This window comes from Rhodohalobacter sulfatireducens, from assembly GCF_022012475.1.
Lineage (GTDB): Bacteria > Bacteroidota > Rhodothermia > Balneolales > Balneolaceae > Rhodohalobacter > Rhodohalobacter sulfatireducens.
Window position 1 is genome coordinate 130,536 of sequence record NZ_JAKLWS010000007.1, and the last position, 24,436, is coordinate 154,971.

Annotated in this window: 17 protein-coding genes; 8 read left to right on the forward strand and 9 right to left on the reverse strand. The window is 43.1% G+C overall.

All coding sequences use genetic code 11. The features are described from left to right. The first annotated feature begins 120 nt into the window (after window positions 1-120). Window positions 121-885, forward strand: a complete 765-nt coding sequence (locus L6773_RS07875; RefSeq protein ID WP_237853324.1) for a 3-keto-disaccharide hydrolase — start codon at window positions 121-123, stop codon at window positions 883-885. A 306-nt stretch (window positions 886-1,191) separates the two neighbouring features. Next, on the forward strand, window positions 1,192-2,766 hold the full coding sequence (locus L6773_RS07880; RefSeq protein WP_237853325.1) for an MFS transporter: 1,575 nt from the start codon (window positions 1,192-1,194) through the stop codon (window positions 2,764-2,766). A gap of 199 nt (window positions 2,767-2,965) precedes the next feature. Here the strand turns inward: L6773_RS07880 and L6773_RS07885 are convergent, their stop codons facing one another. From L6773_RS07885 to epsC, 3 genes are all read right to left on the reverse strand, one after another. Continuing rightward, window positions 2,966-3,961: a nucleoside hydrolase gene (locus L6773_RS07885; protein ID WP_237853326.1), complete on the reverse strand. Its 996-nt coding sequence runs from the start codon at window positions 3,959-3,961 to the stop codon at window positions 2,966-2,968. A gap of 40 nt (window positions 3,962-4,001) precedes the next feature. Next, the gene (cysM, locus tag L6773_RS07890; RefSeq protein WP_237853327.1) at window positions 4,002-4,880 is read right to left on the reverse strand and encodes a cysteine synthase CysM; all 879 of its coding nucleotides are present in this window, start codon (window positions 4,878-4,880) and stop codon (window positions 4,002-4,004) included. Window positions 4,881-5,100: 220 nt separating this feature from the next. Further along, window positions 5,101-5,946, reverse strand: coding sequence for a serine O-acetyltransferase EpsC (gene epsC, locus L6773_RS07895; RefSeq protein WP_237853328.1), 846 nt, complete (start codon window positions 5,944-5,946; stop codon window positions 5,101-5,103). A gap of 301 nt (window positions 5,947-6,247) precedes the next feature. Here epsC and carA point away from each other — a divergent pair, with 301 nt between their 5' ends. From carA to L6773_RS07920, 5 genes are all read left to right on the forward strand, one after another. Continuing rightward, window positions 6,248-7,369, forward strand: coding sequence for a glutamine-hydrolyzing carbamoyl-phosphate synthase small subunit (carA, locus tag L6773_RS07900; RefSeq protein ID WP_237853329.1), 1,122 nt, complete (start codon window positions 6,248-6,250; stop codon window positions 7,367-7,369). A 219-nt stretch (window positions 7,370-7,588) separates the two neighbouring features. Beyond that, entirely contained in the window at window positions 7,589-10,417 is a 2,829-nt protein-coding gene (carB, locus tag L6773_RS07905) for a carbamoyl-phosphate synthase large subunit (RefSeq protein WP_369431535.1), read from the forward strand. A gap of 99 nt (window positions 10,418-10,516) precedes the next feature. Continuing rightward, on the forward strand, window positions 10,517-11,473 hold the full coding sequence (locus tag L6773_RS07910; RefSeq protein ID WP_237853331.1) for a sodium-dependent bicarbonate transport family permease: 957 nt from the start codon (window positions 10,517-10,519) through the stop codon (window positions 11,471-11,473). A gap of 2 nt (window positions 11,474-11,475) precedes the next feature. Next, on the forward strand, window positions 11,476-11,778 hold the full coding sequence (locus tag L6773_RS07915; protein ID WP_369431519.1) for a P-II family nitrogen regulator: 303 nt from the start codon (window positions 11,476-11,478) through the stop codon (window positions 11,776-11,778). Between the two features lie 34 nt (window positions 11,779-11,812). After that, window positions 11,813-12,415 carry a carbonic anhydrase gene (locus L6773_RS07920; RefSeq protein ID WP_237853333.1) on the forward strand — a complete coding sequence of 201 codons (603 nt, stop codon included), beginning with the start codon at window positions 11,813-11,815 and terminating at the stop codon, window positions 12,413-12,415. A 43-nt stretch (window positions 12,416-12,458) separates the two neighbouring features. Here L6773_RS07920 and L6773_RS07925 read toward each other — a convergent pair whose 3' ends face one another. Both L6773_RS07925 and L6773_RS07930 read right to left on the reverse strand, forming a co-directional pair. Then, window positions 12,459-13,145 (reverse strand): DUF6671 family protein, encoded by a 687-nt coding sequence (locus L6773_RS07925; RefSeq protein WP_237853334.1) that lies wholly within the window; start codon window positions 13,143-13,145, stop codon window positions 12,459-12,461. After that, entirely contained in the window at window positions 13,099-14,565 is a 1,467-nt protein-coding gene (locus L6773_RS07930) for an NADP-dependent isocitrate dehydrogenase (protein ID WP_237853335.1), read from the reverse strand. Before L6773_RS07930 ends, L6773_RS07925 begins: the two co-directional genes overlap by 47 nt. A gap of 102 nt (window positions 14,566-14,667) precedes the next feature. On the opposite strand from L6773_RS07930, the gene L6773_RS07935 reads away from it, so the two are divergent. Continuing rightward, window positions 14,668-15,576 (forward strand): LysR family transcriptional regulator, encoded by a 909-nt coding sequence (locus tag L6773_RS07935; RefSeq protein ID WP_237853336.1) that lies wholly within the window; start codon window positions 14,668-14,670, stop codon window positions 15,574-15,576. Window positions 15,577-15,784: 208 nt separating this feature from the next. On the opposite strand, the gene L6773_RS07940 is transcribed toward L6773_RS07935, so the two are convergent. The 4 genes from L6773_RS07940 to L6773_RS07955 all read right to left on the reverse strand — a co-directional run bounded on the left by L6773_RS07940 (window position 15,785) and on the right by L6773_RS07955 (window position 24,302). Next, a complete protein-coding gene (locus tag L6773_RS07940) occupies window positions 15,785-16,732 on the reverse strand; it encodes a matrixin family metalloprotease (protein ID WP_237853337.1) in 948 nt (315 codons plus the stop codon). A gap of 195 nt (window positions 16,733-16,927) precedes the next feature. Then, a complete protein-coding gene (locus L6773_RS07945) occupies window positions 16,928-17,362 on the reverse strand; it encodes an SRPBCC family protein (RefSeq protein ID WP_237853338.1) in 435 nt (144 codons plus the stop codon). Between the two features lie 542 nt (window positions 17,363-17,904). Then, on the reverse strand, window positions 17,905-22,362 hold the full coding sequence (locus L6773_RS07950; RefSeq protein ID WP_237853339.1) for a translocation/assembly module TamB domain-containing protein: 4,458 nt from the start codon (window positions 22,360-22,362) through the stop codon (window positions 17,905-17,907). Further along, window positions 22,362-24,302: an autotransporter assembly complex protein TamA gene (locus L6773_RS07955; protein ID WP_237853340.1), complete on the reverse strand. Its 1,941-nt coding sequence runs from the start codon at window positions 24,300-24,302 to the stop codon at window positions 22,362-22,364. Before L6773_RS07955 ends, L6773_RS07950 begins: the two co-directional genes overlap by 1 nt. Between the last annotated feature and the right edge of the window lie 134 nt (window positions 24,303-24,436).

Sequence of the window (24,436 nt, forward strand, 5' to 3'; positions counted from 1 at the left end):
CTCAATTCAAGTTTTTGTCTACTATTCGATCCAAGAAAAACCTCACACAAAACTTCCCCTTTCATATTAAGAACAAGTTCTTTAGTCTTTGCTTGCCATAACAATCCCCTGGAGAAGCATATGTTACAAAAATTTTGCTCGTTCGGTCTTTGCTTGATACTGATTTCGGTTTCTATAAAAACATCTGCCTTTGCCCAAAATGATACCTCAGATGAAAACTGGCAGACACTTTTTAACGGAAAAGATCTGACCGGCTGGCAACTGCTGAATGGTCAGCATAAAGTGGAAGTTGAAAACGGAGTGATTGTAGGAACGTGCATTGCCGGCTTACCCAATGGATTCCTAGCAACGAAAGAACAGTACGGAGATTTTGTTCTTGAGCTGGAGGTAAAAGCGGATCTGTTGATGCACAACTCTGGCATCCAGTTTCGCAGTCTTAGTACGGAGGAGTACAGGGACGGCAGAGTGCACGGTTACCAGGCGGAAGTGGATGTCACTCCGCAAAAATGGAGCGGTGGAATTTATGATGAAGCACGAAGAGGATGGCTCTACATTCTTGAAGACCAGGATTCGCCCGCCAAAAAGGCGTTTAAAAATAATCAGTGGAACAGATATAGGATCGAAGCAATTGGGAACACCAACCGAATTTGGGTGAATGGTGTACCGACAGCCCACCTCGTAGATGACGAAACCACGAAAGGATTTATCGCACTACAGCTGCATGGTAACTCACGCCCTACCGTACCACACGGAGATTACCAGGTCCGTTTTCGGAATATTCGAATCAAAACGGAAACTATCGAGCCATCTCCTTCTAATTATGTTCATTTCCCCAATCTAAAGGAGAATAATTCACAGGCCTTTATAAACCGCAAAATGCGGTGAGTCAATAGATCTCTGATGCCAATAAATTATATCTGCTACATCAAAGAATTTGCACGAATCAATTTAAATATGCAGATTAATGGGCGGAATGGGTGATCGGTACCTTCAAATAAACTTTTTGAAACTACGCTCATGTTTCAAATACACGTTTTGGGTCGATGTCAACCAATACTATCACCCGAGTAAATAAGTTCTCTTGGTGCTTGTGCATCTCTAAAAAAGCATCTGCAGAACTACTTCGATGACTATCTGGAGTAAATTTCCAACTCCATCTCAGATCTAAATCTGCTTTGATAAATAACAAACATGAACAAACATGGGGACTACGTAGATATGAATAAAGATGATATAGAACGTAAAAAACTATTCGCCGGGATCTGTTTGGCACTTTTTCCAACAGCTTTCTCTTTTATCCTGGTCAGTAATATTCTTGGCCAGCTTAAGAATGAATTTATCCTAACCAACGCTGATGTGGGGTATATTGGCGGTGCAGCATTGTGGGGAATGTCTATCTCCCTGTTGGTTATCGGGCCACTACTGGAAAAAATTGGCTTAAAAAAAGCCGCTATCGGTGCATTCATTGGTCATATTTCCGGTGTTACACTGTTTCTGATCGGTTACTTCTTCCAGGGGGATCCATCCGCTTTCTGGATTCTATTTCTGGGTGCCATAGGGATGGGCGTTGGAAACGGTATGATTGAAGTAGCCGGAAACCCTCTTACAGCTGCACTCTACCCGGATAATAAAACCACCAAAATGAATCACTTCCACAGTTTCTATCCTGCTGGTTTAGTGGTAGGTGGCCTGCTGGGATGGGTGATGACTCAAATTGGAGATTTAGGAGCTATTGACGTTGGCCACTGGACAACACAGATTGCCATTGTTTACATCCCGATTCTGATCTACGGCTGGTTACTCTTCCCGCGAAAATTTCCAAAAACGGAGACAGCCGAAGCCGGTATTCCTACCAGCGAAATATTTAAGTACACGTTCACAACCCTCCCTGTTTTAGGGATCATCTTTCTCACTATTTTAACTCTTGCGATGGAGATGGGACCGATGCGCTGGATTCCAGACGTCTTGCAATCCGCAGGACTTCACGGAATTTTGGTTTTGGTATGGATAAGCGGTTTGATGTTTCTGCTTCGCCTCTATGCAGAACCATTTGTCGAAAAACTCACTCCTCCCGGAATGCTTCTTGTTGCTTCATTCCTAACCGGGTTTGGCTTGTTGATGTTCGCTTTTATTGAAACCGGAATTGTTCTGTTGATGCTGGCCGGTGCCATGTACGCTGCTGGAATCGCCTTTTTCGTGCCAACGATGCTTGGCTTGATGAGTGAGCAGTTCCCCAAGGCCGGTTCCCTTGGTATTGTTCTGCTGCTGGGTATGGGATTCATTGGCGGCGGTGTTGCGAATGCCGTGATCGGTGAAATTGCAGACAGCTATCTGCCCGATGCACTTGATGAACAAGCGACCGTACAAGTGCTTGAACAAGTTGAACAAGAGTTTCCCGAGTATGTAGAGTTGGCCGAAGAAGCTGCCGGTAATACGGAGGCATTAGCCGCGCTCGGATATCGCGAAGCCGAAGTAAGAAATGTACTTGAAAGATCCGAGGAAGCCCTGGCATATTACCAGGAAAATGGCGAGTTCGCAGGTAATCTGACAGGAAACGCATTGCGAGCTCTTATAGATTCCGGCCTGGAACAGGAACAAGAACTCATTAATGAGGCAAGCACTGTGCTCTCTCCCGCTGACAACTATGGTGGGCGCATGGCGTTTCTCTGGGTTTCACCACTGGCATTTTTTACCGGCATTGTCTTTATCATCTGGTTTATCAGAGACAAGCGCCGCGGTGGATATAAAATTCAAACTTTGGAATAAGTTTTTGCGTTTTTTGCGTTTGAATTTTAAGCAACCTGTCAGCGTCCCGCAGGTCCTGACAGCGTTGCTTTCCATAAAACCTTGAGAGCCCAGTTGGCACTTTATAAGGTCTATTTTTAAACGCACAATGCTTTTTATAGGTGTAATCCAAGCTCTATCATCAAATCCCAATCATAGCTCGAACTGTGATTGGGGGTTTTTACTCTTCTCCAAAATGCTGCTGCATCAAACGCCAAAACTCTTCCCTCATTTGATCTTCATCGATATCTGAAATCATAATAATCTCGCGACCCCCGTTTTCCGGCGGTGCGGCAACCTTTTCAAACGTAGCCCATTCCGGGTGAATCATAGCTTCAACCAACGCCAGGTCCCACATGATCCAGCTATCACCGGCGCTGACTTCATCCCACCGCCGTTCAAGAATCTCTACGGTTGGATGATCCCATCGGCTTAATTTTTCAAGTGTTTCTTGCCTTTGAAATGTTAATGTACGAGAGACATTTCCGGGTATCACATAGAACTCAAGATCTTCATTATTCAAAATCAGGTCCAATCCATTGATATCATTTCGGGCATTAAAAGAGTTTTTATCCCAAGCGTTGAATTCTTCATTGTATCGCATACTCAGAGCAAATAACCGGATATTTTCTGCTATTGAGGAGTCTTGTAACAATGCCGCTGCCACATTGGTCACAGCTCCAACAGTTACAACATTCAATTTTTCACTTGGACTATGTTCCCTGGCTCGTTCGATAATGAAATCTATTGCCGGTGATTCCGGAACTTGAGCACCTTCATAATATCCCCAGGCATATCCAACCATTCGATCTGCACCAATGGGATGAGGAATCTCAGTTCTACCCAGCGTCTCAAGAAGATTCTCGTTGATATCCTGTGAGATCTGAACCGTATTGATATTCTCCGTTGGATAGATATGCCACAACGAATCGGTTACCAATTGTGGGTTGTTAAAATGTGCCGACGTAAGCGCCGTAACCGTAACCTCCTCATCAACCACCGCCCGGACAATTGCATATAGATCGTCCAACTCATTGCCGGTATCAGCATCGAGGATAAATTCTTGAACAGGTTCAAAATCAATAATTTCTCTTTGACTATTCTCATTATCAGCCGGATTGCAGGAGATGAATGCGACTGTAATAAGCACCAACAACACGTTTTTATAAAGTTTCATATGAAATATGAATTAGCTTTTGTAGATATTGAATCGATTATTATTCAAACAACGGCGAACTCAAATACCGATCCCCGCGGTCGCAAGTAATACAGACAATCACTCCCTCATCAATTTGATCAGCCACTTTTAGAGCTGCAGCTAGTGCGCCGCCACTGCTCATTCCTGCAAAAATGCCCTCCTCTTTGGCCATCCGGCGGGCCATTTTTGTGGACTCTTCCTGGCTCACATCAACGGTTTGATCGACACGGTCCGCATCAAAAATATCAGGCAGGAATTCGGGCGACCAGCGTCGAATTCCGGGAATGGAAGACCCTTCCGTAGGCTGAGTCCCAACAATCTGAACATCCGGATTTTGAGATTTCAGGTACCTGGACACCCCCATAATGGTGCCGGTAGTGCCCATCGCCGATACAAAGTGTGTGATCCTGCCATCTGTATCTCTCCAGATTTCGGGACCGGTGGTTTGCTCGTGCATCTTATAATTATCGGGATTGGCAAACTGATTGAGCTGGAAATAGCCATGTTCCTCCGCCATCTCTTCAGCCAAATCTCTAGAATACTCTATCGTTTTTTCGGCAGGCGTTAAAATGACTTCAGCCCCAAAGGCTTTCATCGATTTAATTCTCTCTTCGGTAGCATCTTCGGGCATAATCAGTTTCATCTTCAGCCCTTTCATAGCCGCAATCATCGCAAGGGCTATGCCGGTATTTCCACTGGTCGCTTCAACTAAAGTATCACCGGGTTTTACATCACCTCGCTCCAATGCACCGTTGATCATACCCAACGCTGCGCGGTCTTTCACACTCCCGCCGGGATTGTGTCCTTCAAGTTTACAGAAAATAGTCACGTCTTTTTTAACCGGAATCTTTTCCAGTTTTACCATCGGCGTATTTCCTATCAGATCTTCGATGTTCATGGCTTCAATCGTTTTTTGGTACTTCTAATTTCAGTTCCAGAGAATTCCATGTAACAAGCATCAAATTTCATGCTCTAAGCTTTCAGCATTCAGCTGTCAGTATGTAATCTCAGCAAAAGCTGCTGATAGCTGAAGGCTGACCGCTATTGCTCAGAATCACTTTAATTTCAGGCAACCTTTGGCTTAGAGTTTGAAAATTGATCATTGGAATTTCTCACCCTCAGCTTTCCTGTTTAAACGTAATCATATCGGTTTCACCGGATGAATCGGTCATGCTTGCCTTATAGTAAATCTTTGTATTCGGCGGCACGCTTCGGGTAAGCCAAACATTTCCTCCGATGATACTACCTTCACCAATCACGGTTTCTCCGCCCAGGATAGACGCACCTGCGTAAATAACTACATTATCCTCTATCGTTGGATGACGTTTCTTGCTTGCATCTTCCTTGTTTACACTGAGCCCTCCAAGTGTTACACCCTGGTATATTTTGACGTTAGAGCCGATTACGGTCGTTTCACCAATTACCACGCCCGTACCGTGATCGATGCAAAAATGTTCCCCGATTTGAGCGCCCGGATGAATATCAATTCCGGTTTGACGATGGGCAAATTCCGAAATAATTCTTGGAATTAACAGCACACCCAATTCCAATAGCTGATGCGCAATCCTGTGAGCAGCAAGTGCATAAAATCCGGGATATGTTCTTATAACTTCTGCCCTGTTTTTTGCGGCCGGATCACCTTTAAAGATAGCATCAATATCATTAACTAATCTTCTTCGGATTTCAGGGAGTTTTCCAAAAAATTGATCCTCAACACCACCCGTATCATTCTTAATGCACTCCCTGTTATGCTCCAATATCTTCCGAAGTGTATTTTTTTTATCGTTGAATTTCTCAACAATCGCCTGCCTGTCAAGTAGGCGTTCATATGAAAACTCCGGGAAAAGAAGTTCCAGGATATCCTCAAAAAATCGAATTACCATCTCAGGAGGCGGACACTCGGATGCCTCGATATTGGCTTTCAGAAGTTCGTCGTAAAAAAAATCTAAGTCCTTCAATCTCATTGGTTTGATCTAATCTTTGCTTTAAAGTTAAGCAACTCCACAACACAAAACACTTCTCGGATAATTCAATGAACCCTTAGCCTAAAAAATGTAGTATTAAAAAATTTCTCTGAAATTGAGCTTTCAAGAAAAGCCTAAACTCCTTACATTTCTTAAACTTTTAAAAAGGGCTGATGAACACGCTTCAACTGACCAAATTTATTACCATATTTCCGACCTTCAAATCCGACGCGGTTTCCGTTGTCGGATTTTTTTTGGGTTTCAGCTTTTATTCTCACCAAATTGTAACCAGTAAGCCGATATGACTCCAGCAGCACCAGAAAAAAAACCAGCCATTCTTGCACTCTCCGACGGAACCGTTGTACACGGCCGATCAGTGGGAATTACCGGTACTACCGGAGGAGAACTCTGTTTTAATACCAGTATGTCCGGTTACCAGGAAATTTTTACCGATCCCAGCTACTATGGTCAGCTTATGATGATGACCTACCCGCATATTGGTAATTACGGAACCATGAGCCGCGACGATGAAGCACGAAAGGTTATGATTTCCGGGCTCATTGTTCGCGCATTCTCCGATGATTACAGTAACCCGATGGCCGATGGAAGCCTTCAGGAATACCTCGAACGAAATAAACTTGTAGGTATTTCTGATGTAGACACCCGGATGCTCGTAAAACACATCAGAACAAAAGGTGTGATGAACGCCGTGATCAGTTCTGAAATCCTGGATGAAGAAGAACTCATTCAAAAAGCCAAAGACTGGGACGATATGGCCGGACTGGAACTGGCAACAAAAGTGACACGAAAAGAAGCTCAAACCATTCCGGCAGACGGACCCTTTAAGGTTGCAGCATTCGATTACGGGATTAAACAGAATATCATCAATAACTTTAACCAACGGGGTTGTACGCTTCGAATATTCCCTGCCGAGACGGATGTTGAAGAAATTAAAGAATGGAATGCAGACGGCTATTTCTTTAGTAACGGCCCGGGCGATCCTAATGCCTCCTCTTCCTACGGATTACCCATTGTAGAATATGCCAAAAATAGTGGGAAACCCCTGTTTGGAATCTGTTTAGGCCATCAACTAATGGCACTCTCTGAAGGCATTCCAGTGAAAAAGATGTTTGTAGGCCACCGGGGAGCCAATCAACCTGTTAAAAACCTTGAGACAGGTTTAGTGGAAATCACTACCCAAAATCACGGATTTGCCGTTGATGAAAATAAACTGGACGATTCGAAAGTGCAGGTTACTCACATCAATCTGAACGATAAAACCATTGAAGGATTAAAGTTTAAAAACTTCCCCGGAATGTCCGTTCAGTATCACCCGGAAGCATCTCCCGGCCCCCATGATTCGGCATACTTGTTCGATCAATTTTTAGATATGATTAAAGAAGCAAAAGGAGAACCGGCTTAATGAGTTTCAGATATAAAGAAACTTTAACTTCTGTTCTTTTCCCTCAATCTGACCGCTTTTCTTTTTTTAAGTGCAAACCTGTGGGAATTAATCATTATGATGATTCTGAGAGCCGGACAAGCTGTCCGGCGTACGTACAACGGACAGCTTGTCCGTTACCTCCCCACGTACATAATTCTACCAAAACGAAAATTCAACACTAAACCAACCAACTTACTGATGCCACGCCGCAACGACATTCACAAAATTTTAATCATCGGCTCCGGACCTATTGTTATTGGCCAGGCCTGTGAATTCGATTACTCTGGAACCCAGGCTTGCCGATCTTTGAAAGACGATGGATATGAAGTTGTACTCATCAACTCGAACCCGGCCACGATTATGACCGACCCTATGATGGCCGATTCGATCTACCTGAAGCCACTGACTACAGAATCAATCAAAGAGATTGTTGAGAAGGAAAAACCGGACGCTGTTCTTCCAACGATGGGAGGTCAAACCGGCCTGAACCTTGCCCGGGATCTCCAGCATGAAAATTTCTGGACAGACAACGGCGTCAAAGTGATTGGCGTAAATATGGATGCGGTAGACATTACCGAAGATCGTCAGCAGTTCCGGGATTTGATGGAAAAGATTGGGATTGATCAGTGTCGCAGCCGAACAGCCAATTCATTGCTCGATGCTAAAGAAATTATCGAAGAACTGGGCGGCCTTCCGATCGTCATTCGCCCTTCCTTCACACTTGGCGGAACCGGTGGCGGAATCGTATGGAATGAAGATGAGTTGGAGCGAAAAGTGTTGCGCGGACTTGAAATGAGCCCCGTACACCAGGTATTGATTGAGGAAAGTATTTTCGGCTGGAAAGAGTTTGAACTGGAGTTGCTCCGGGATGATAATGACAACGTTGTGATTGTCTGTCCGGTTGAAAACGTGGATCCCTGCGGTATTCACACAGGTGATTCTCTGACCGTGGCACCCCATCAGACACTGACGGATAAGCAGTATCAAATCCTGCGGGATAATGCCATCAAAATGATGAATTCGATTGGCGATTTTGCCGGTGGTTGTAATGTTCAGTTTGCTGTTGAGCCGGGAAGTGACCGGGTTGTGGCGATTGAGATCAACCCGAGGGTGAGTCGATCATCCGCACTGGCTTCTAAAGCAACAGGATATCCCATTGCAAAGATTGCTACCAAACTTGCCGTAGGGTACACTCTGGATGAACTTCCAAATCCAATCACTCAGGTTTCATCCGCCTGTTTTGAGCCGTCTATAGATTACGTAGTTGTGAAAATTCCACGGTTCAATTTTGAGAAATTCCACAACGTGGATGAAGAACTCACAACGCAGATGAAAGCGGTTGGAGAGGTGATGTCCATCGGCCGGACATTTCCCGAAGCTTTGAACAAAGCATGGCAATCTCTTGAGATAGGGCGATCCGGTTTAGGCGCCGATGGTTATGCCGAGCCAGACAGAAAAGAAGTGCGCGAACGTCTCATCAAACCCTACTGGGACCGAACCCTCAACATCCGAAATGCCTTTAAATTCGGTGCTTCGGTTGAAGAGATTGCGGACATCACAAAAGTTGATCCCTGGTTTTTACAGCAGATCCGCTACATGGTGAGTCTTGAAAATAAAACGGAAGGACACACTCTCGAATCCTTCACCAAAAAAGATCTCCTGGAAGTAAAACAAGCCGGTTTTTCCGATGTACAAATTGCCTGGCTTTTAAGTAAGGCCGGAGAGAAAGTGACCGAAAACCAAGTTCGGAAGAAGAGACTCGAGATGGGCATCAAACCAAGCTTTAAACTGGTTGATACCTGTGCTGCCGAATTTCCGGCTCAAACTCCATACTTCTACTCTACATACGATAGCGACAATGAAAGCGAGGTTTCTGACAAGAAGAAGGTATTAATTCTCGGCAGTGGCCCAAACCGAATTGGGCAGGGGATTGAGTTTGATTATTCCTGCGTTCATGCCGTGATGGCTGCACAGGATATGGGCTATGAAGCGATTATGGTGAACTGCAACCCGGAAACTGTCTCCACTGATTTTGATATCGCCGATAAGCTCTACTTTGAACCCGTGTTCTGGGAACGAGTATTGGATATTTATGAGCATGAACAACCGGAAGGAGTTATTCTGCAAGTTGGAGGCCAAACGGCACTTAAACTTGGAAAGAAATTTGTTGAAGCCGGGATCAAGATATTCGGAACTGAATTTGAAATGATCGATTTTGCGGAAGATCGCGGCGAATTCTCAAAATTTCTCAAGAAACTCGATATACCCTTCCCTGAATATGGAACGGCCCGAAACGTAGAAGATGCAATTGAGATTGCAAGGAATATTGGCTATCCCGTGTTGATAAGGCCAAGTTATGTTCTTGGCGGACAAGGCATGAGAATTGCCGTAAAAGAGGATGAGATGAAAGGATATGTTGATCGAATTCTACAAACTCACCCTGAAAATGACTTCCTGATTGATAAATATCTCGATAAAGCTGTGGAGGTAGACGTAGATGCCGTATTCGATGGCAAGCAACTTCACATCGCAGGGATTATGCAGCATATTGAGCCTGCCGGTGTACACTCAGGTGATTCAACAGCCGTTCTTCCTCCCTATTCCCTTAGTGATGAAGTGATCAAAACAATTGAGGAGTACCAATACAGGATCGCGAAGAACATGAATATCATCGGATTTCTGAATGTTCAGTATGCCGTGAAAGATGAAAAGGTGTACGTATTGGAAGCCAATCCACGCTCAACACGAACCATTCCGTTCCTGGCCAAAGCAACGCAACGCCCGGAAGCAGCCATTGCCGTAAAAGTGATGCTTGGAGCTAAGCTCACGGAATTCGATCTGGTATCCAAGCTCAAAAACTGGGCAGTTAAAGAACCGGTATTCCCATTTGATAAGTTCCCGGAAGTGAAGAAAGAGCTCGGACCGGAAATGAAATCAACCGGCGAAAGTATCTACTTCATGGAAAACTTCAACGACGAGCACTTCAAGAAACCGTTCGAGTTTAAAAACTTGTATTTAAGTAAATAATATCGTCGACATTCATACCCAATCAAAAACGAAGAAATATAAACTTCATGAAATAACTTCATCCCGGTGATGAAGTTTTAAAACTCCTAATTGTCTTTCATGGATACAATTATCACAAACCTTACTTCACCTGTCGTAATGGCATTTGTGATGGGCATTATGGTGAAAGCCATAAAAAGTGATCTTGAATTTCCACAAGTTCTCTACAAATCCATCTCCATCTACTTATTAGTAGCAATTGGCCTGAAGGGAGGTGTTGAGCTTAGTAAAACCCCATTTTCCGAATTTATTCTACCTGCATCGGCAACCATATTTATGGGGATTATTACACCCATCATCGCGTTCGTCATTATTCGGTATCTCGGCAAGGTAGACCTGGATAATTCAGCAGGGGTAGCCGCTCATTATGGATCTGTCTCCATGGTTACATTCCTGGCATCCATAAGTTACCTGCAAACTGAGGGGTTGGAACCTGAGGGATTTATGCCCACCTTGCTGGCCCTTTTAGAAATCCCCGGTATTATTGTAGCGCTGATGATCCCTCTATTGCAAAAAAGTAGCAATTCATCCTTCGGAAAGGCCATGCACGAAGTTGTTACCGGTGGAAGTATTGTATTGCTGCTCGGGGGTTTAATCATTGGATTCATTGCCGGCCCTGTTAAATTCCAATCAATTGAGCCCTTTTTTGTGAATGGATTCCAGGGGGCTTTATTTCTCTTTCTTCTTGAATTAGGCATGGTGACTGCCAGGAGATTCCGAGACCTGAAAAAAGTTGGATTCTTTATCGTAGCTTTTGGTATCCTTGTCCCCATTTTGCATGGATTCCTTGCTATTCTCATTGGTTTTTGGTCGGGACTCAGCCTTGCAGGTACGGTTGTATTTGCCACAATGGTTTCAAGTGCTTCCTATATTGCAGCTCCGGCAGCCGTTCGAATTGCCCTTCCCAAGGCCAGTCCTACAATTTATCTAACTGCTTCTCTTGGAATCACTTTTCCATTTAACATCACCATTGGAATTCCACTATATTACGCAATATCACTTTGGATTGGAGGATAAACATGAGTTTGGTGGAATTAGAATTAGTTACGATTATCTCTGAGCGTTTTTTAAAAGATGATATTCTTAAAATGATCGAAGAGAGGGGTTCAAAAGGACATACCATTACCGATGTTGAGGGAGAAGGTTCTCGAGGAATCAGGGCCAGTGAATGGGAAGGGAAGAATGTTAAAATCGAAACTATCGTAAACAAGGAAACCGCTAATAAAATTATCGATGAAATATCAGAACTATACTTCGAGAATTATGCGGTAATTGTTTATTCAAAAACGGTCCGCGTTGTACGAGGCGACAAGTATATTTAACCATTTTTTAGTACCAAAAACGGCAAGCCGCTAAATGGATTCTTTACAAAATTTACTGGAATTCAATAAATCCTGGGCTGAACGTGTTCGCTCAGAGAATCCTGAATTTTTTGAGGATCTATCCAAAGGACAGCATCCTAACTATTTGTGGATTGGTTGTTCAGACAGCCGAGTTCCCGAAACTGAAATTGTAAAACAGCACCCCGGTGACATTTTCGTCCACAGGAATATTGCCAATCTCGTACTCCACTCCGACATGAACAGCCAGTCTGTTCTGCAGTATGCTGTCCAGGTTTTAAAGGTTGAACACGTGATCGTATGCGGGCATTATGGTTGTGGTGGAATCAAAGCCGCAATGGGTGATGAAAAACTCGGCCTTATCGACAACTGGCTCCGGAATATAAAGGATCTTTACGATATGAATCGTTCAGATATAGATACTCTTCCCACCGAAGCCGAAAAAGTAAATCGTCTATCCGAACTGAATGTACAGCAACAGGTACACCACGTTTGTGAAAATCCGTTTGTCCAAAAAGAATGGGCCGATGGTCGCGAACTTTGGGTTCACGGCTGGATCTATAACATGGAAACAGGATTAATCAAAGACCTGGATGTTACAGTTGGAAAGGATGGATAACTCTACATTGGAATTTATCCACCCAAAATTCCTCCCCCCCTCACTAATGACTACACGAGTAACAGTGCTTAGGATCTGCATATGTTAATCCATCAGGCCTTTTGATCTCTTCAGAGTGTCTGCAGACTGTGCAGGACCAAATATGGCTTTGAACCTCCTTCGTTGCCAATCTACACTCAGAGCATTTCAGCCCCTGTATTTCGAATGTAATACCCCAACCCGGCATTGAACATTCCGGGCAAACCTGCTTTAACCGAAAAGCTAATCTTTTGAACAGATTTTGATATTTTTTTGCCGCTCGTTTTTCACTGTTTCCTGACTTTGAAGTAGACTGCCCGGTATTCGAACGCTCAAAAAGCTCCAGGTTTAGCTTATCATCCAAAAAAACCAATGATTCTGCATGAATGTCCAGGAATGGTGCTACCGAATTTTTTCCAATGTAAATGGTAGTTGCAATTCCGATTGATGAATTTGTTTCTACCATTGCATTTTGTGCGAGCTTCTTAAGTTTTTCCCGGCTCCTGTATTGCATCGGAAGTTTAACTGATGAGTACATATCAGAAAAATTACGATTCGGAATTGTCTTGATAACTTCTAGGCCAATCTCCGTTTTTAGTAACTTTACAACTGTTTGATCTCCGGAATCTTCTGTTACAATTACAGCCTGTCTTCCTTTAAAAGAATCATTCGCCTTGCCCGAGAGAGTATGCACGTATGCCATTGAATTCATAAAGATTTTCAGTTTTAATAATATCTATTTTTTGTTGGTCAAGACCCTGCAGCAAGTTCAAGAGATCTTTTTGTTTAATACCGCCATTGGTTGATTGAAATCTGCATCTCCAATGGTCCGTACAAAACGTCTCATCAACACCGTCAGGCCAAACTTTAGTCCCGCGGTTAGTGAACATTGTCAGCTCAAACTTGCCATTTGTTCCTCCTTTTAGGAGTTGAGCAAGTTTCTCCGGTTCATCAGGTTCCCAGTACACAAATACATCTACGCCTTTCAGCTCTCTCTTCTCAGAATGCGCCGGTTTTTCTGTTCCCCTGCTGTATTTCAGGTCTACATCCATTTTTGGTGCTTTTTTGGTATAAATGACCGGTTGAAGCTGAACAGGTTTTTCTCCCAATCGCTTAATCAAAGCTGCTGTAAATTCATCTGTTCCCACCTTCTTTTCTGATCTGTCGGAATGGTAAATGTCCGGTGTATGAAGACCGTCCTCCAGTGTTTTTAACCATGCATTATGTATACGTTCGGCAACCGCCGGCTGACCAATATGAACCAACATCATTAAAGCGCCATGCAATAACCCGGACGGGTTTGCTACATTTTGTCCGGCTATATCGGGTGCAGAACCATGAATCGCTTCAAACATTGCACACTCCGTCCCTACATTTGCCGAACCTGCAAGTCCCACCGACCCGGCAATTTGTGCCGCCACATCCGAAACGATATCGCCGTAAAGATTGGGCATTACGACCACATCAAAATTCTCCGGCGTATCTGCGAGCCGTGCCGTCCCGATGTCTACAATCATATTATCTGATTCAATATTCGGGTATTCAGCAGCTACTTTTTTAAACACATCATGAAAAAGTCCGTCTGTAAGTTTCATGATATTGTCTTTCGTAAAACAGGTCACTTTCTTCCGGTTGTTCGTTCTGGCATATTCAAAAGCATATCGGACAATTCGCTCTGTTCCCGGCAATGTGATCAGTTTTAGACATTGATACACCTCAAAAGTTTGCCGGTGTTCAATTCCACCATAGGTATCTTCTTCATTCTCCCTCACGATCACCACATCCATGTCCGGATGCTTGGTCTTAACAAATGGGTGATACGACATGCAAGGCCTTACATTGGCAAACAGTCCCAGGGTCTTTCTCATCGTAACATTCAGGCTTTTCACACCCCCTCCCTGTGGAGTTGTGATCGGTGCTTTCAGAAACACTTTATTTTTTCTGATCACCTCCCAGGAATCGGGTTCAATTCCGGCTTTCAATCCCTTTTTATAAATTTCTTCACCAATCTCTATAACCTCCGGGTTGATTTGCGCCCCTGCTTCCCGTAGAATGTCAAGAGTTGATTGCATAATCTCGGGCCCAATGCCATCGCCGTAGGCCACGGTAATTTGCTGTTTTCCTGGCTGCATACCTTTTTGTTTTAATTAGTTTTCTATCCTTTAAATGTATTTCATTCTTTGGATTAATATTAATTAATTGTTTTAATAACTTTCATAAACTATACTTTATGTATGAATTACACATTACATCAACTTAAAGTCTTTGCTGAAGTAGCAAAGTGCAGGAGTATCACAAAAGCGGCAGAATCGCTGCATATGACACAACCGGCTGTTTCCATTCAAATGAAGCAGTTGCAAGAATCCGTTGATATTCCTTTGATTGAGATCATCGGGAAAAAATTGTACCTGACAGAAGCCGGAGAACGGCTCTATTCCATGCAGCAAACTATCCAGGAACACGAAGAGGCGTTCCAAGCATATACATCGGAGTTGAAGGGAGGGCTTACAGGGAATTTATCGATATCGGCGGCGTCTACTGCAAAATATTTTCTACCTTATCTATTAGGTGCATTTCAAAAGAAGTATCCAAAAGTGAAGATTACCCTGAAGGTGACCAATCGAGATGAAGTACTTCAGCATTTATACGACAATAAGTTTCAACTGGCAATATTAACACAACTCCCGGACGACTCGACGATCATTTCCAATCCATTTTTGATCAATCCTTTAGTCATGGCTTGTCCTCCCGATTATCCCCTTTTAAACAAAAAAAATCTAACTCTGAAGGATTTAAAAGATGAGACTTTTATTTTTCGAGAACCCGGCTCCGGTACGCGCATGGTGATGGAGAGGTTATTGAAAGAAGCCGTGATAGAACCCACAATTGCCATGGAGCTTGGGACCAACGAAGCGGTTAAGCAGGCAATTATGGCCGGAATTGGAATCTCTCTCATTTCTAAATTAAGCATGTACTCTGAGTTAGACACAGGAACAATAGATGAACTCCATTTAAAAGAATTTCCGGTTACAACTCACTGGCATACTTTATATCGAAAGAGTAAAGTAAATACGCGTGTTATTAAGAATTTTCTTGATTTCCTGCAGCAAGACAACCTCACAGACATACTACCTTCAAACTAAGAAACATACTTTTTTTGCGGCTAAAATCATCTCTTGTTTTCCTTTCATCGACCGTCACTTCAAACTGACTGAAATAGATATTTTTTCAAAATGAAGTTTTTGGGAGATCCACAGTCTTTAAAATTGTACTTTTTTGGCGGTCTCAGTAGTTCCCTTTAAGAATCACGATTATTTAGATAAAAGAACTCTTGACTCAAACCATATTTATTCAATTCAGTTGATTCATGCACACACTTTGCAATGCCCGTATATCCTCTTCCGTCAGTTCAAGGTCTCGCCGGTTTTGCTGCTCCATCAGTTCGTGCATTACAGATTCAGGGTTTGATACATGTGTGATCCCCAGCGCATGCCCCAACTCATGGGCAATAACCAACCGAAGTTCATTTTTGTCCAGGAAGTGATAGATGTTGATTGTACGGCTGTTGTTTGTCCATTCATATGCTCCCTGTGTAAATTTTCTTGTCCCCGTAAACTGACGATTGTACTCATCCACCAGCCGATTTTTTGCTTCAACTTTTGAATTCAAAAATGTGATCTTGTCACTTAATTCAGCCGCTTTCCGTTTTAATGTCCGTTCAGTTCTTTTAAGATCCAACTTTACCTGATCAATTTCTGCTTTTCGACGTTCGAATCGTTTCAGATCTTCCTTGTTAAATCCAGCCTGCTCATTCTTTTGTCTGACCCATTCATTCAAACGATCGATCGATTCCTGAAGCTCACGTGAATCCTCATCATACTTTTGTACTTCCAGCTCGTACTCCTCATTCATGCGAGTGTATTCATTCTCCAGCACAGTTATACTAAACTCTTCGTTCTCCAACCGGTCTCTATACTGTCTCTCGCGATCGATCAGTTGTTGCTCTTCCGCATACACCAGGTTCAGTGCAATCTCTCCCTCTTCATCATATTGAATAATTGTTGTATCGGCAGCATCTGACCAAACCTGTGCCACTTCTTTCATTAAACTTATTAACTCCTCTTTTGTGATTGAAAAACGCTCGTCAATATCGCCTACATGAAAAGTAATTGGTTCGGAGCATGGAGTTTTAACCTGCGGCCCGCCATCAAACTGACCCGTACCCATCATAAATAGCAGTATTACAACAAAAGCGGCTATCATCCACTGAACAGCTTTAAATTGAAAAATTTGCATCATTTAATTTGATCTCAGTCAAACGAATAAAGAAAATAGACATTGATTGAACTATTTGTCAGGATTCTAATAATTCACATTTAATTTAACGTTCGTTCGAAATAAGTTTTTTACATAACGTCAGTTTATTCATTTTTATCTTGAACTGACGTTAGTTTAATATTCTAAGAGTAGCTTTATTAAAAAAACTGTTAAAATTTAGTTTTCGCAATAATCTTTCACTGCATCCATATCTTTTTCCAGTGCTTTTTTGACAAACCCTTTCATGAGAGGAACCATAAGTTTTGAAAAAAATTTATAGGGACGGGTTTCCATCTCAAGAGTAAGTTCGCAACCCCCATCTTTTTCTTTGACGGTAAATAGAGAATCCCAGATGGTTCCCTGGGTGTCGGATACAATTCGGATATGATCGTTTTCAACTAACTCTGTCACTTCCAGTACAGTTGCTGCTTCTCTTCCATTAAATTCGCGAGTTTCTTTAAATTTGGTGCCCACTCCCGATTTTATTTCAGATAAAAACTTCACGTCAACAATGTCGGGTACTGCTTTTGAGAAATTCCGGATGTCAGAGATAGTTTCAAATACTCCTCCCGCTGGAGCTTCGACCTGCCGAGTAACTTTAATTGTACTCATCGTAATAGGATTAGCGTTCTAATTTCTCTAACGATACATATTCTGAATCAATATACCTTTTAAGAATCATCGTCTCTCGAGTCCATCTCGCCTGCCGAACTTTAAAGCAATAGAACGTGGTATTCGGCAGGTGAAAAAGATAACCCTCAAAAAAGACGACACCCGCAGTAGAGCATACCGGAAAGGAAACCACGGCGACACAGAGAATTCACGGCAGGCACTACGTTGAGTCTCATGTGACTTCTTTGAGCCGTTGTGGTAAAAGACTGCCCTAATTTCTGAATCCTTAATACACTCGTTGATAAAGTATCACAGAGTTCACCAGCTTAAAAAGACAATGGCTGAACGGAACTAGCGCAAGTTTGCAACTTGTGCTTCAGGGTCCAAGTTACAAACTTGAACCAGTGAGAAGCTTTAGCTTTTTTTATGGAACGCGAAATGGAATTTTTGGACATCAGATCGAGCACTTTTACTGCATATAAATAATTATTTCTTGGTTTACTGTGAACGGGCAAGCTGCCCGTTGTACAATAAAATTCAAATCAATAATCCTTCTTCCACTGAAGGTCAATTCCCTGGCGGGTGTCGTCTCCCTGGGTAATGATCAATTCAAGATTTTCCCTGAGCATTATCTCCAATGTAAAAAGCGTTTTAGGACTGGTTCCGTCAATCTCGTTTAAAATGGCAAAAAATGTAGACGGATTGAGATACCACCCGGTTTTAATTACGGTATTATTTGAACCGGATTGTGAATTATCGATCTCAACCACATCAATCCCCAACCGCCGGGAAGCAAGCATCTCAACCCTGTCTAACACAACTTCCAGGGCAAAATCTGCAGCTGATGGACTGTTACTGCTACCCGCTACGACCTGCTCCCACGATTCGAGTTCATAAAATGGTCGCCCGAATAGTGTATAACTGATGATATCCTGAAGTTCCAATTCGGGTTGGCTGTCAAACCGAAATTCAGGTTCTTCGAGTGTCCCCTCAATAATGTAGAAGATCTGAACTCCTGCGGCTTGCGGTGGTGTATAACGGCTTCGAATCTGCAATTCGGGATTATTCACAGGTCCGTAAAATGAAACCAGAGCTTCTTCCAACTCAAACTCCTTGCCAAGTGGCCTGGCATAACCGTCAACTCCCTCGAGTGAACCAAACATCTGCAAATCCTGCTCGGGTTGTTTTACAAGATCCACTTCCCCTCCCAGTTCAACCTCCATATCCAGGTATTGACGGTTCCGAATAAAAAATTCGCGTTCAAATCCAATGGTCATCTCCATCTCCAACGCGTCAAAAATTTCGCTGGACAACTCTTCCTGGTTTGGATTATCCAGCTCCACCGACTCAACCGAAGTTTCTCCAAAATCCTGCAGGTAGTAAAATCCATTCAAAAATGTAAGCTGACCCTTTAACATGGGGGCTGTAGCCATTCCACTCATTGTGGCATTCATATTGATTATGGCTCTATAATCCGATGTATTGAGTAAACTAAACTGATTCGCCATGATTGTGATGTCCACCTCCTCCGGCTCCAGGCCTTGCATTCGAACCCGACCGTTCGCCTTCAGACTTCCCGACCCGCTTCTTGCCGTAAACTGTTGCAGATCAACTGTTTCTCTCTTAAAGAGAAGGTTTGAAGAGATCTCTGATAGCGTAATTCCGGCCGGTATAATTCGCATCGAACCTTTTGCCAGTTGCATATCACCCTCGGCCTGAAGGTTGTTCATGGCACCCGTTAATGTAACAGCCCCTTCCAGTCTGCCGGAAACCCCGCGTACCAACTCCCTGTTTACGTAACTATTGAGTAGCGCTAAATCGAAATTATTGGTTTTAAGGTCTACAAAAATCTCATCATCGCCAGTGGGGATGTAAACCTCCGCTCTCTTCAAATCAACCAGGAACGGCAAGTCTGCATCGAAATCAAGAATTTCTCGCTGATCTCTTACAATCGATCCGCTGAATTTTATATGCTCATTTTCGTGTAAGTACGCAATATCCATTCCAACCGTATCAACCCGAATGCCGGAAAAGAGGCCGCTGGAGATGTTAAAATGTCCTTCTAAATCCGGACTGCCGGCGATGCCTCCGAGACTAGATTCCAGGGAAACAGTTCCTTCAGTCTGCTGCGGGTTACCTTCCGGCAGGAAAGATAGCCAGTAACTCAGTTGAGACTCATTAACATTAAATTCACCCTCAATCTGATGCTCAAAAAACTGGTCGTCGAAAGTTAGAGGATCACCGGGAAGATAGGGCACACGCAAAGATCCCTCAGCCAACTGCCTGCTTTGATACCAACTTTCAAGGGATGCGGTAAGCCACTCATCTTTTATATCCATATTGATATTCAGTGAATCCATCTCTCCCCCATGCAAATTCAGCTCTGTCAGGTTTCCGGTCATGGATGCCTCAAGATGATCCGGGCTGTTATCTACGGATATGGAGCCGTTTAAATATCCGTTGAAATAACTTTCTTTAAGGATGGTTTCCTGCAGGACACCAATATTCAAGTTCTGTGCACTTAAACCGGCCTGTTGGTAAAGCGAATCAATTCTTGGTGCCCAAAATTCTAAATATGCCTCTCCATTATCTGTTGAAATCGTAAGCGTATCGACCTGAAGCATGTTGTTTGAATAGTTGATATTAAATGGATTTTCCAGATTTAACTCTCTGAGCTGTGTTTGAAAAGATACTTCATTCGTTGTGAGTGTTGATTTCGTTGAATCAACCATAAAGGTGCCGCTATGTTTCAGGGAACTGTCATTTCCATTGGTTATTGTCAGGCTCAGGTTACCTTCTGTTAGCAGGTCTCGTTTTTTTGCATACATATAAACTTGCATGTCCTGAACGCTTTTTTGATAAACAGCCGGTTCACTCAACTTCACATTCAGATCAACCTCGGGATCATCCAGGATATAAGACACCATTCTTCCCGAAATTTGTCGAGCAGTAAATAATGTATCCACGACCACATTTTCTAGGTTTAAGTCGCCGTTAAACTCCAGCATGCCTCCTGCGTTTCTGCCCAGGTTCCCACTTATTGTTCCCTCCGATTCGAGAGTTTCTATTGCAAAAAGAGGTGCAAGCGGTTGCAAATCTTTAAGGTTTGCGACGAAATTTAGTCGGTTTGCACTGTTAGTGAGTTCAAATAAGTGATGATCAAGGGTGAAGGATGCATCCGCTATAGAGCTCACAAGAGACCCATCATCAACAATTACGAATTGATCCTCAATTTTAAAATCTGTACTTAGTTCTTCAATCTCTTCACCATTCACAATACTTGAATCAAAATTGGCGGTCGCCAAAATTGTCATCTGTTCAGGATCGAATGATGTACCGCTCCCTTCTACTGTTCCGTTCAGGAATGTTGGAAAGTCCCCCAGGCCATTCAATTCGGCAAGGTTCATTCGGCTCATCTCCAGGTTAAATTCATATTCCGGCAGAGATTGCCAATCGTCTATGTTGAAATCCATAATTGCACTACTTTCCTGAAGTTGGCCACTCAACCGGCCATGAACCTGATTTTGGTCAATACTCCCTGCAAAGCTGAAGCTCGAAAATTGCTGACTATAAATTTCACTGCCTGAAATAATTATATCTGATGATCCTGAGAAATTTTGGGGATCAAACCCCATACCCATCGCGTCTATTTTAATATCCAGGTTGCCGGCATATGTTTGATCCTGTAACCACAGTCCGGGATTAAATTGACCCGAATTTATATAAAATTTCCAACCGGGTTGTGATCCAAAAAGTGAATCAATTTCTGCCGCAATAGAGATCTCTTCATTTTGGTAAGCTAATGTTCCATCCATATTTAGTTCACCATTTTCAAGACTATAGGCCATGCTCAATTGATCAACCCCATACTTTTGATACTCTGTATTTACGATATCCAAAGAACCCTGCCATTCAGAATCATCAAATGAATCAAGCAACATCAATCCCTCTCCCCAAAAATTCAGAGATTGTATATAGGGTGTATTTTCAAGCCCCGTTAAAAGTGGGCCATCCAACTCCTCAAATTCAACTCTTAGCTCTTGCAAGCTCATCGATTCTTGTAAACTGGCGATCGCCTGAATATGAAATCTCTGCAGTCCATTACCGGAGGCATCTACATCAAACTCTAAATTTTCAAGTGTACCGGTTGCACCCAATTCTATTTCAAGGTTTTGTTCGATGGGTGCCTCAGCTGAATATTCAGCAATATCCCGCCAGGATAGAGGTGAAAGTTCTGCCTCCTGCTCAATTTCGCCATCCTCACCATACCGGGCAGACCCTCGTAAAACCGATCGGCCGGTGTTAATGACAATTGAATCCAGTGTATAGCGTCCATCTTGAGCCGCACCGGCCAGGTATATATCCACAGGTTGGGGTAACCTTCCTTCCCGAATAGAAAAATCAAGATCCCGAAGATTCCCCGAAATGCCCGACTCCAGGATTCCGGCGGAAAGACTTGCAGAAATATCATCCACAAATAGACGGTCGTCAGGAAGATACTGCTCAGAGTGAATTTCAATATTTGTTCCTGTTAGTGAAATATTTTCCACATACCAGTACAAAGGTTCTGACTCAGTAACGGTTTCATCTCTTTCAGGTATCAAATTCAAAACGTTCCAGGATGAGTCCGCCTGCTGCTCCACAAAAATATTTGATCCGAATAATTCTACTGATTCAATGGTGTGGGGTGAAAATAGAACCGAGAAAAGATCATACTGAATTTTAACTGAATCGACGGTTGCAATGTTTTCGGATAAACTGTCATCCAGTGCTATATTCCTGACAGTAAATCCACTCAGAAGGTCACCCTCTATCTTGTTGACAGATAGATTTCCATTTAGTTGCTGATTGATCTGCTCTTCAGCAATACCACGGACCTTTTCAAACAGCCAATCAGATTTAAGCAGTAATCGACCGCTAAACAGAAGAATAAACAGCAAGATTGCTGCTATTATCCATCCCCTGTATCTTCGTTTTTTATGTGGTTTATTTTCACTCATTAAAATGCCTGGCCAATACTAAAATGAATTCCAATTCTGTCCCACGCCGATCCATAATCCCAACCATTGTAGATCCGTAAATCTTCCTCAGTGGGATTGAGTTTATAGGCAATATCCACCCTGACGGGACCAATGGGAGATTGATATCGAAAGCCTCCACCTGCACCAAATTGAAGTGGGCGGCTTGGCAACGATGCAATATTTTGCCACACCTGGCCTCCATCAAGAAAAGCGGCTACTCCAAAATTTGGAATGATACGGTCTAAAGTCTGTCTCAGCTCGATGTTAAAAAGAAATGTTGCACGGCCACCCAGCGGAATAAAGGAATCGAATGCCCCATTCTCGGTAAATGCGGGAGCTTTGGGTCCCAGATTTTGGCGGCCCCATCCGCGAACGGAGTTTGTACCCCCTGAATAATACCGGATATTTGACGGCAGGCTGTCGGGTTGTGTATAGAAAATAACACCGCCATTCACACGATTTGCGAGTGTTAATGAATTTGTGATCTGTGTGTATTTCCGAACATCTAGATTTAATTTCTGAAATTTAAATGTCGATTCGCCAAATGTACCGGAAAGCTCTATGGATGGTTGCAATACCCACCCTCTTTGTCCACGTGAATAACCCTCACTGTAATAACCAGACAGCACAAAGGATGATTTGTCATATGAAAGTACAGTATCCGGCAGATCCACCTGTTGATCTCTCGAAAGCTCCTCGTTCAATGAATATTCATAAGAGAGCGAGGCTGTTTTATTGCGGTCGATCTGGTAAATTAAGCTGCTGTTCAAACCCACCTGGAACAACTCGAACGCTTCTTCAAGCCGGTGCAAACCAAAAAGTGAGGTCACGTTTCGGCTTTTTGAGTTAAAGATATAGGGCACCAGGTAATCGCTTGACAGCCGCTGTTCTATAAATGAAGCTCTTGCGTTTGCACTGTATCGGTGCCCTCTTCCATTTATATTCCTGTGCTCCCATTGAGCCTGTCCCCTGATGATCTCTTCCATACCTACACCTACTGATGCCTCGATCGTTCGCGGTTCAAATTCGCGAACCCGGATCAATGTTGAGAGTGTTGAATCGTACTCCTGTTCCGGCAAAGTGATGGTTGCAAATCTAAAAAGGTGATGATTGAAGATATTTCGCTGTGCATTTTGGATTTCATCTCTCGTATATAGGTCTCCTTCACGTAATCCCGATTGTCGGAGAAGCATTCTCTTGGGTATACTCAATTCACCCTCCACCTGGAATTCCCTAAAATAGGTTTTAGAATTTGGTGTGATCCGGATCTTAACATCTACCAATCCGGCAAGTGAATCAACAGCGGTTTGAATCTCAATTTCAGGCCAGGCATAACCCAAATTTCCTAAAGCCTGGAGGAAAGCTCCTTCTACATCAGGTTGCCGGATGGGCTCAAATCTTCTTCCCTCACGGTATTGATGCCTGGATATGGCACGTTCAAAATCCCGGGTCTCCCTAATTTCCCGGCTGATAGAGCTGTCGGCCTGTATGTTCACCTCAGTGGAGTGAATAGAAAGTGGCACCCCTTCTATTACGGTGAATAGGATATTCTTTTTCCACTCCTTATCCCCTTCCGTTACATGATAGTCCACCTCAACGTTGTGAAACCCCCTGCGTTCATAATATCTTCGCAATCGAATTTGATCCCTTCGAACTTCATTCTCCGTATACAGGAAATTATCAAAACGTTTGAATATTTTTTGAACAAGGGAGGGACTCTCGTTGGCTATGGCATTCATCAGCACAATATTACGGTAGGTTTCATTACCCTCTATCTCCACACTCCATACCACAGGAGATCTTTCAGGTGCTTCCTCCTGCTGAAATGCATAAAGATCATTCACAGTGATGAAAACCATCAACCATAAAATTGTAACTTTACCGGCTGTAATTGTGTTCTTTTTTAAATATGACAGCAAATTTCAGATATATATTTCTTAAAAATAAGAATATTGAGCATTCATCTTTCAATTTAAAAGGCATATTCAATTATTCTAATAACAAGTACCCCTTTTGGCACGCAACTTCTCTTCACAACGCATTCACAATTTGC

What these genes read in the sequence shown, in the direction of transcription:
- L6773_RS07875 (WP_237853324.1), top strand. Translation starts at nt 121, where the DNA reads ATGTTACAAAAATTTTGCTCGTTCGGTCTTTGCTTGATACTGATTTCG.
- L6773_RS07880 (WP_237853325.1), top strand. Translation starts at nt 1,192, where the DNA reads ATGAACAAACATGGGGACTACGTAGATATGAATAAAGATGATATAGAA.
- L6773_RS07885 (WP_237853326.1), bottom strand. Translation starts at nt 3,961, where the DNA reads ATGAAACTTTATAAAAACGTGTTGTTGGTGCTTATTACAGTCGCATTC.
- cysM (WP_237853327.1), bottom strand. Translation starts at nt 4,880, where the DNA reads ATGAACATCGAAGATCTGATAGGAAATACGCCGATGGTAAAACTGGAA.
- epsC (WP_237853328.1), bottom strand. Translation starts at nt 5,946, where the DNA reads ATGAGATTGAAGGACTTAGATTTTTTTTACGACGAACTTCTGAAAGCC.
- carA (WP_237853329.1), top strand. Translation starts at nt 6,248, where the DNA reads ATGACTCCAGCAGCACCAGAAAAAAAACCAGCCATTCTTGCACTCTCC.
- carB (WP_369431535.1), top strand. Translation starts at nt 7,589, where the DNA reads ATGCCACGCCGCAACGACATTCACAAAATTTTAATCATCGGCTCCGGA.
- L6773_RS07910 (WP_237853331.1), top strand. Translation starts at nt 10,517, where the DNA reads ATGGATACAATTATCACAAACCTTACTTCACCTGTCGTAATGGCATTT.
- L6773_RS07915 (WP_369431519.1), top strand. Translation starts at nt 11,476, where the DNA reads ATGAGTTTGGTGGAATTAGAATTAGTTACGATTATCTCTGAGCGTTTT.
- L6773_RS07920 (WP_237853333.1), top strand. Translation starts at nt 11,813, where the DNA reads ATGGATTCTTTACAAAATTTACTGGAATTCAATAAATCCTGGGCTGAA.
- L6773_RS07925 (WP_237853334.1), bottom strand. Translation starts at nt 13,145, where the DNA reads ATGAATTCAATGGCATACGTGCATACTCTCTCGGGCAAGGCGAATGAT.
- L6773_RS07930 (WP_237853335.1), bottom strand. Translation starts at nt 14,565, where the DNA reads ATGCAGCCAGGAAAACAGCAAATTACCGTGGCCTACGGCGATGGCATT.
- L6773_RS07935 (WP_237853336.1), top strand. Translation starts at nt 14,668, where the DNA reads ATGAATTACACATTACATCAACTTAAAGTCTTTGCTGAAGTAGCAAAG.
- L6773_RS07940 (WP_237853337.1), bottom strand. Translation starts at nt 16,732, where the DNA reads ATGATGCAAATTTTTCAATTTAAAGCTGTTCAGTGGATGATAGCCGCT.
- L6773_RS07945 (WP_237853338.1), bottom strand. Translation starts at nt 17,362, where the DNA reads ATGAGTACAATTAAAGTTACTCGGCAGGTCGAAGCTCCAGCGGGAGGA.
- L6773_RS07950 (WP_237853339.1), bottom strand. Translation starts at nt 22,362, where the DNA reads ATGAGTGAAAATAAACCACATAAAAAACGAAGATACAGGGGATGGATA.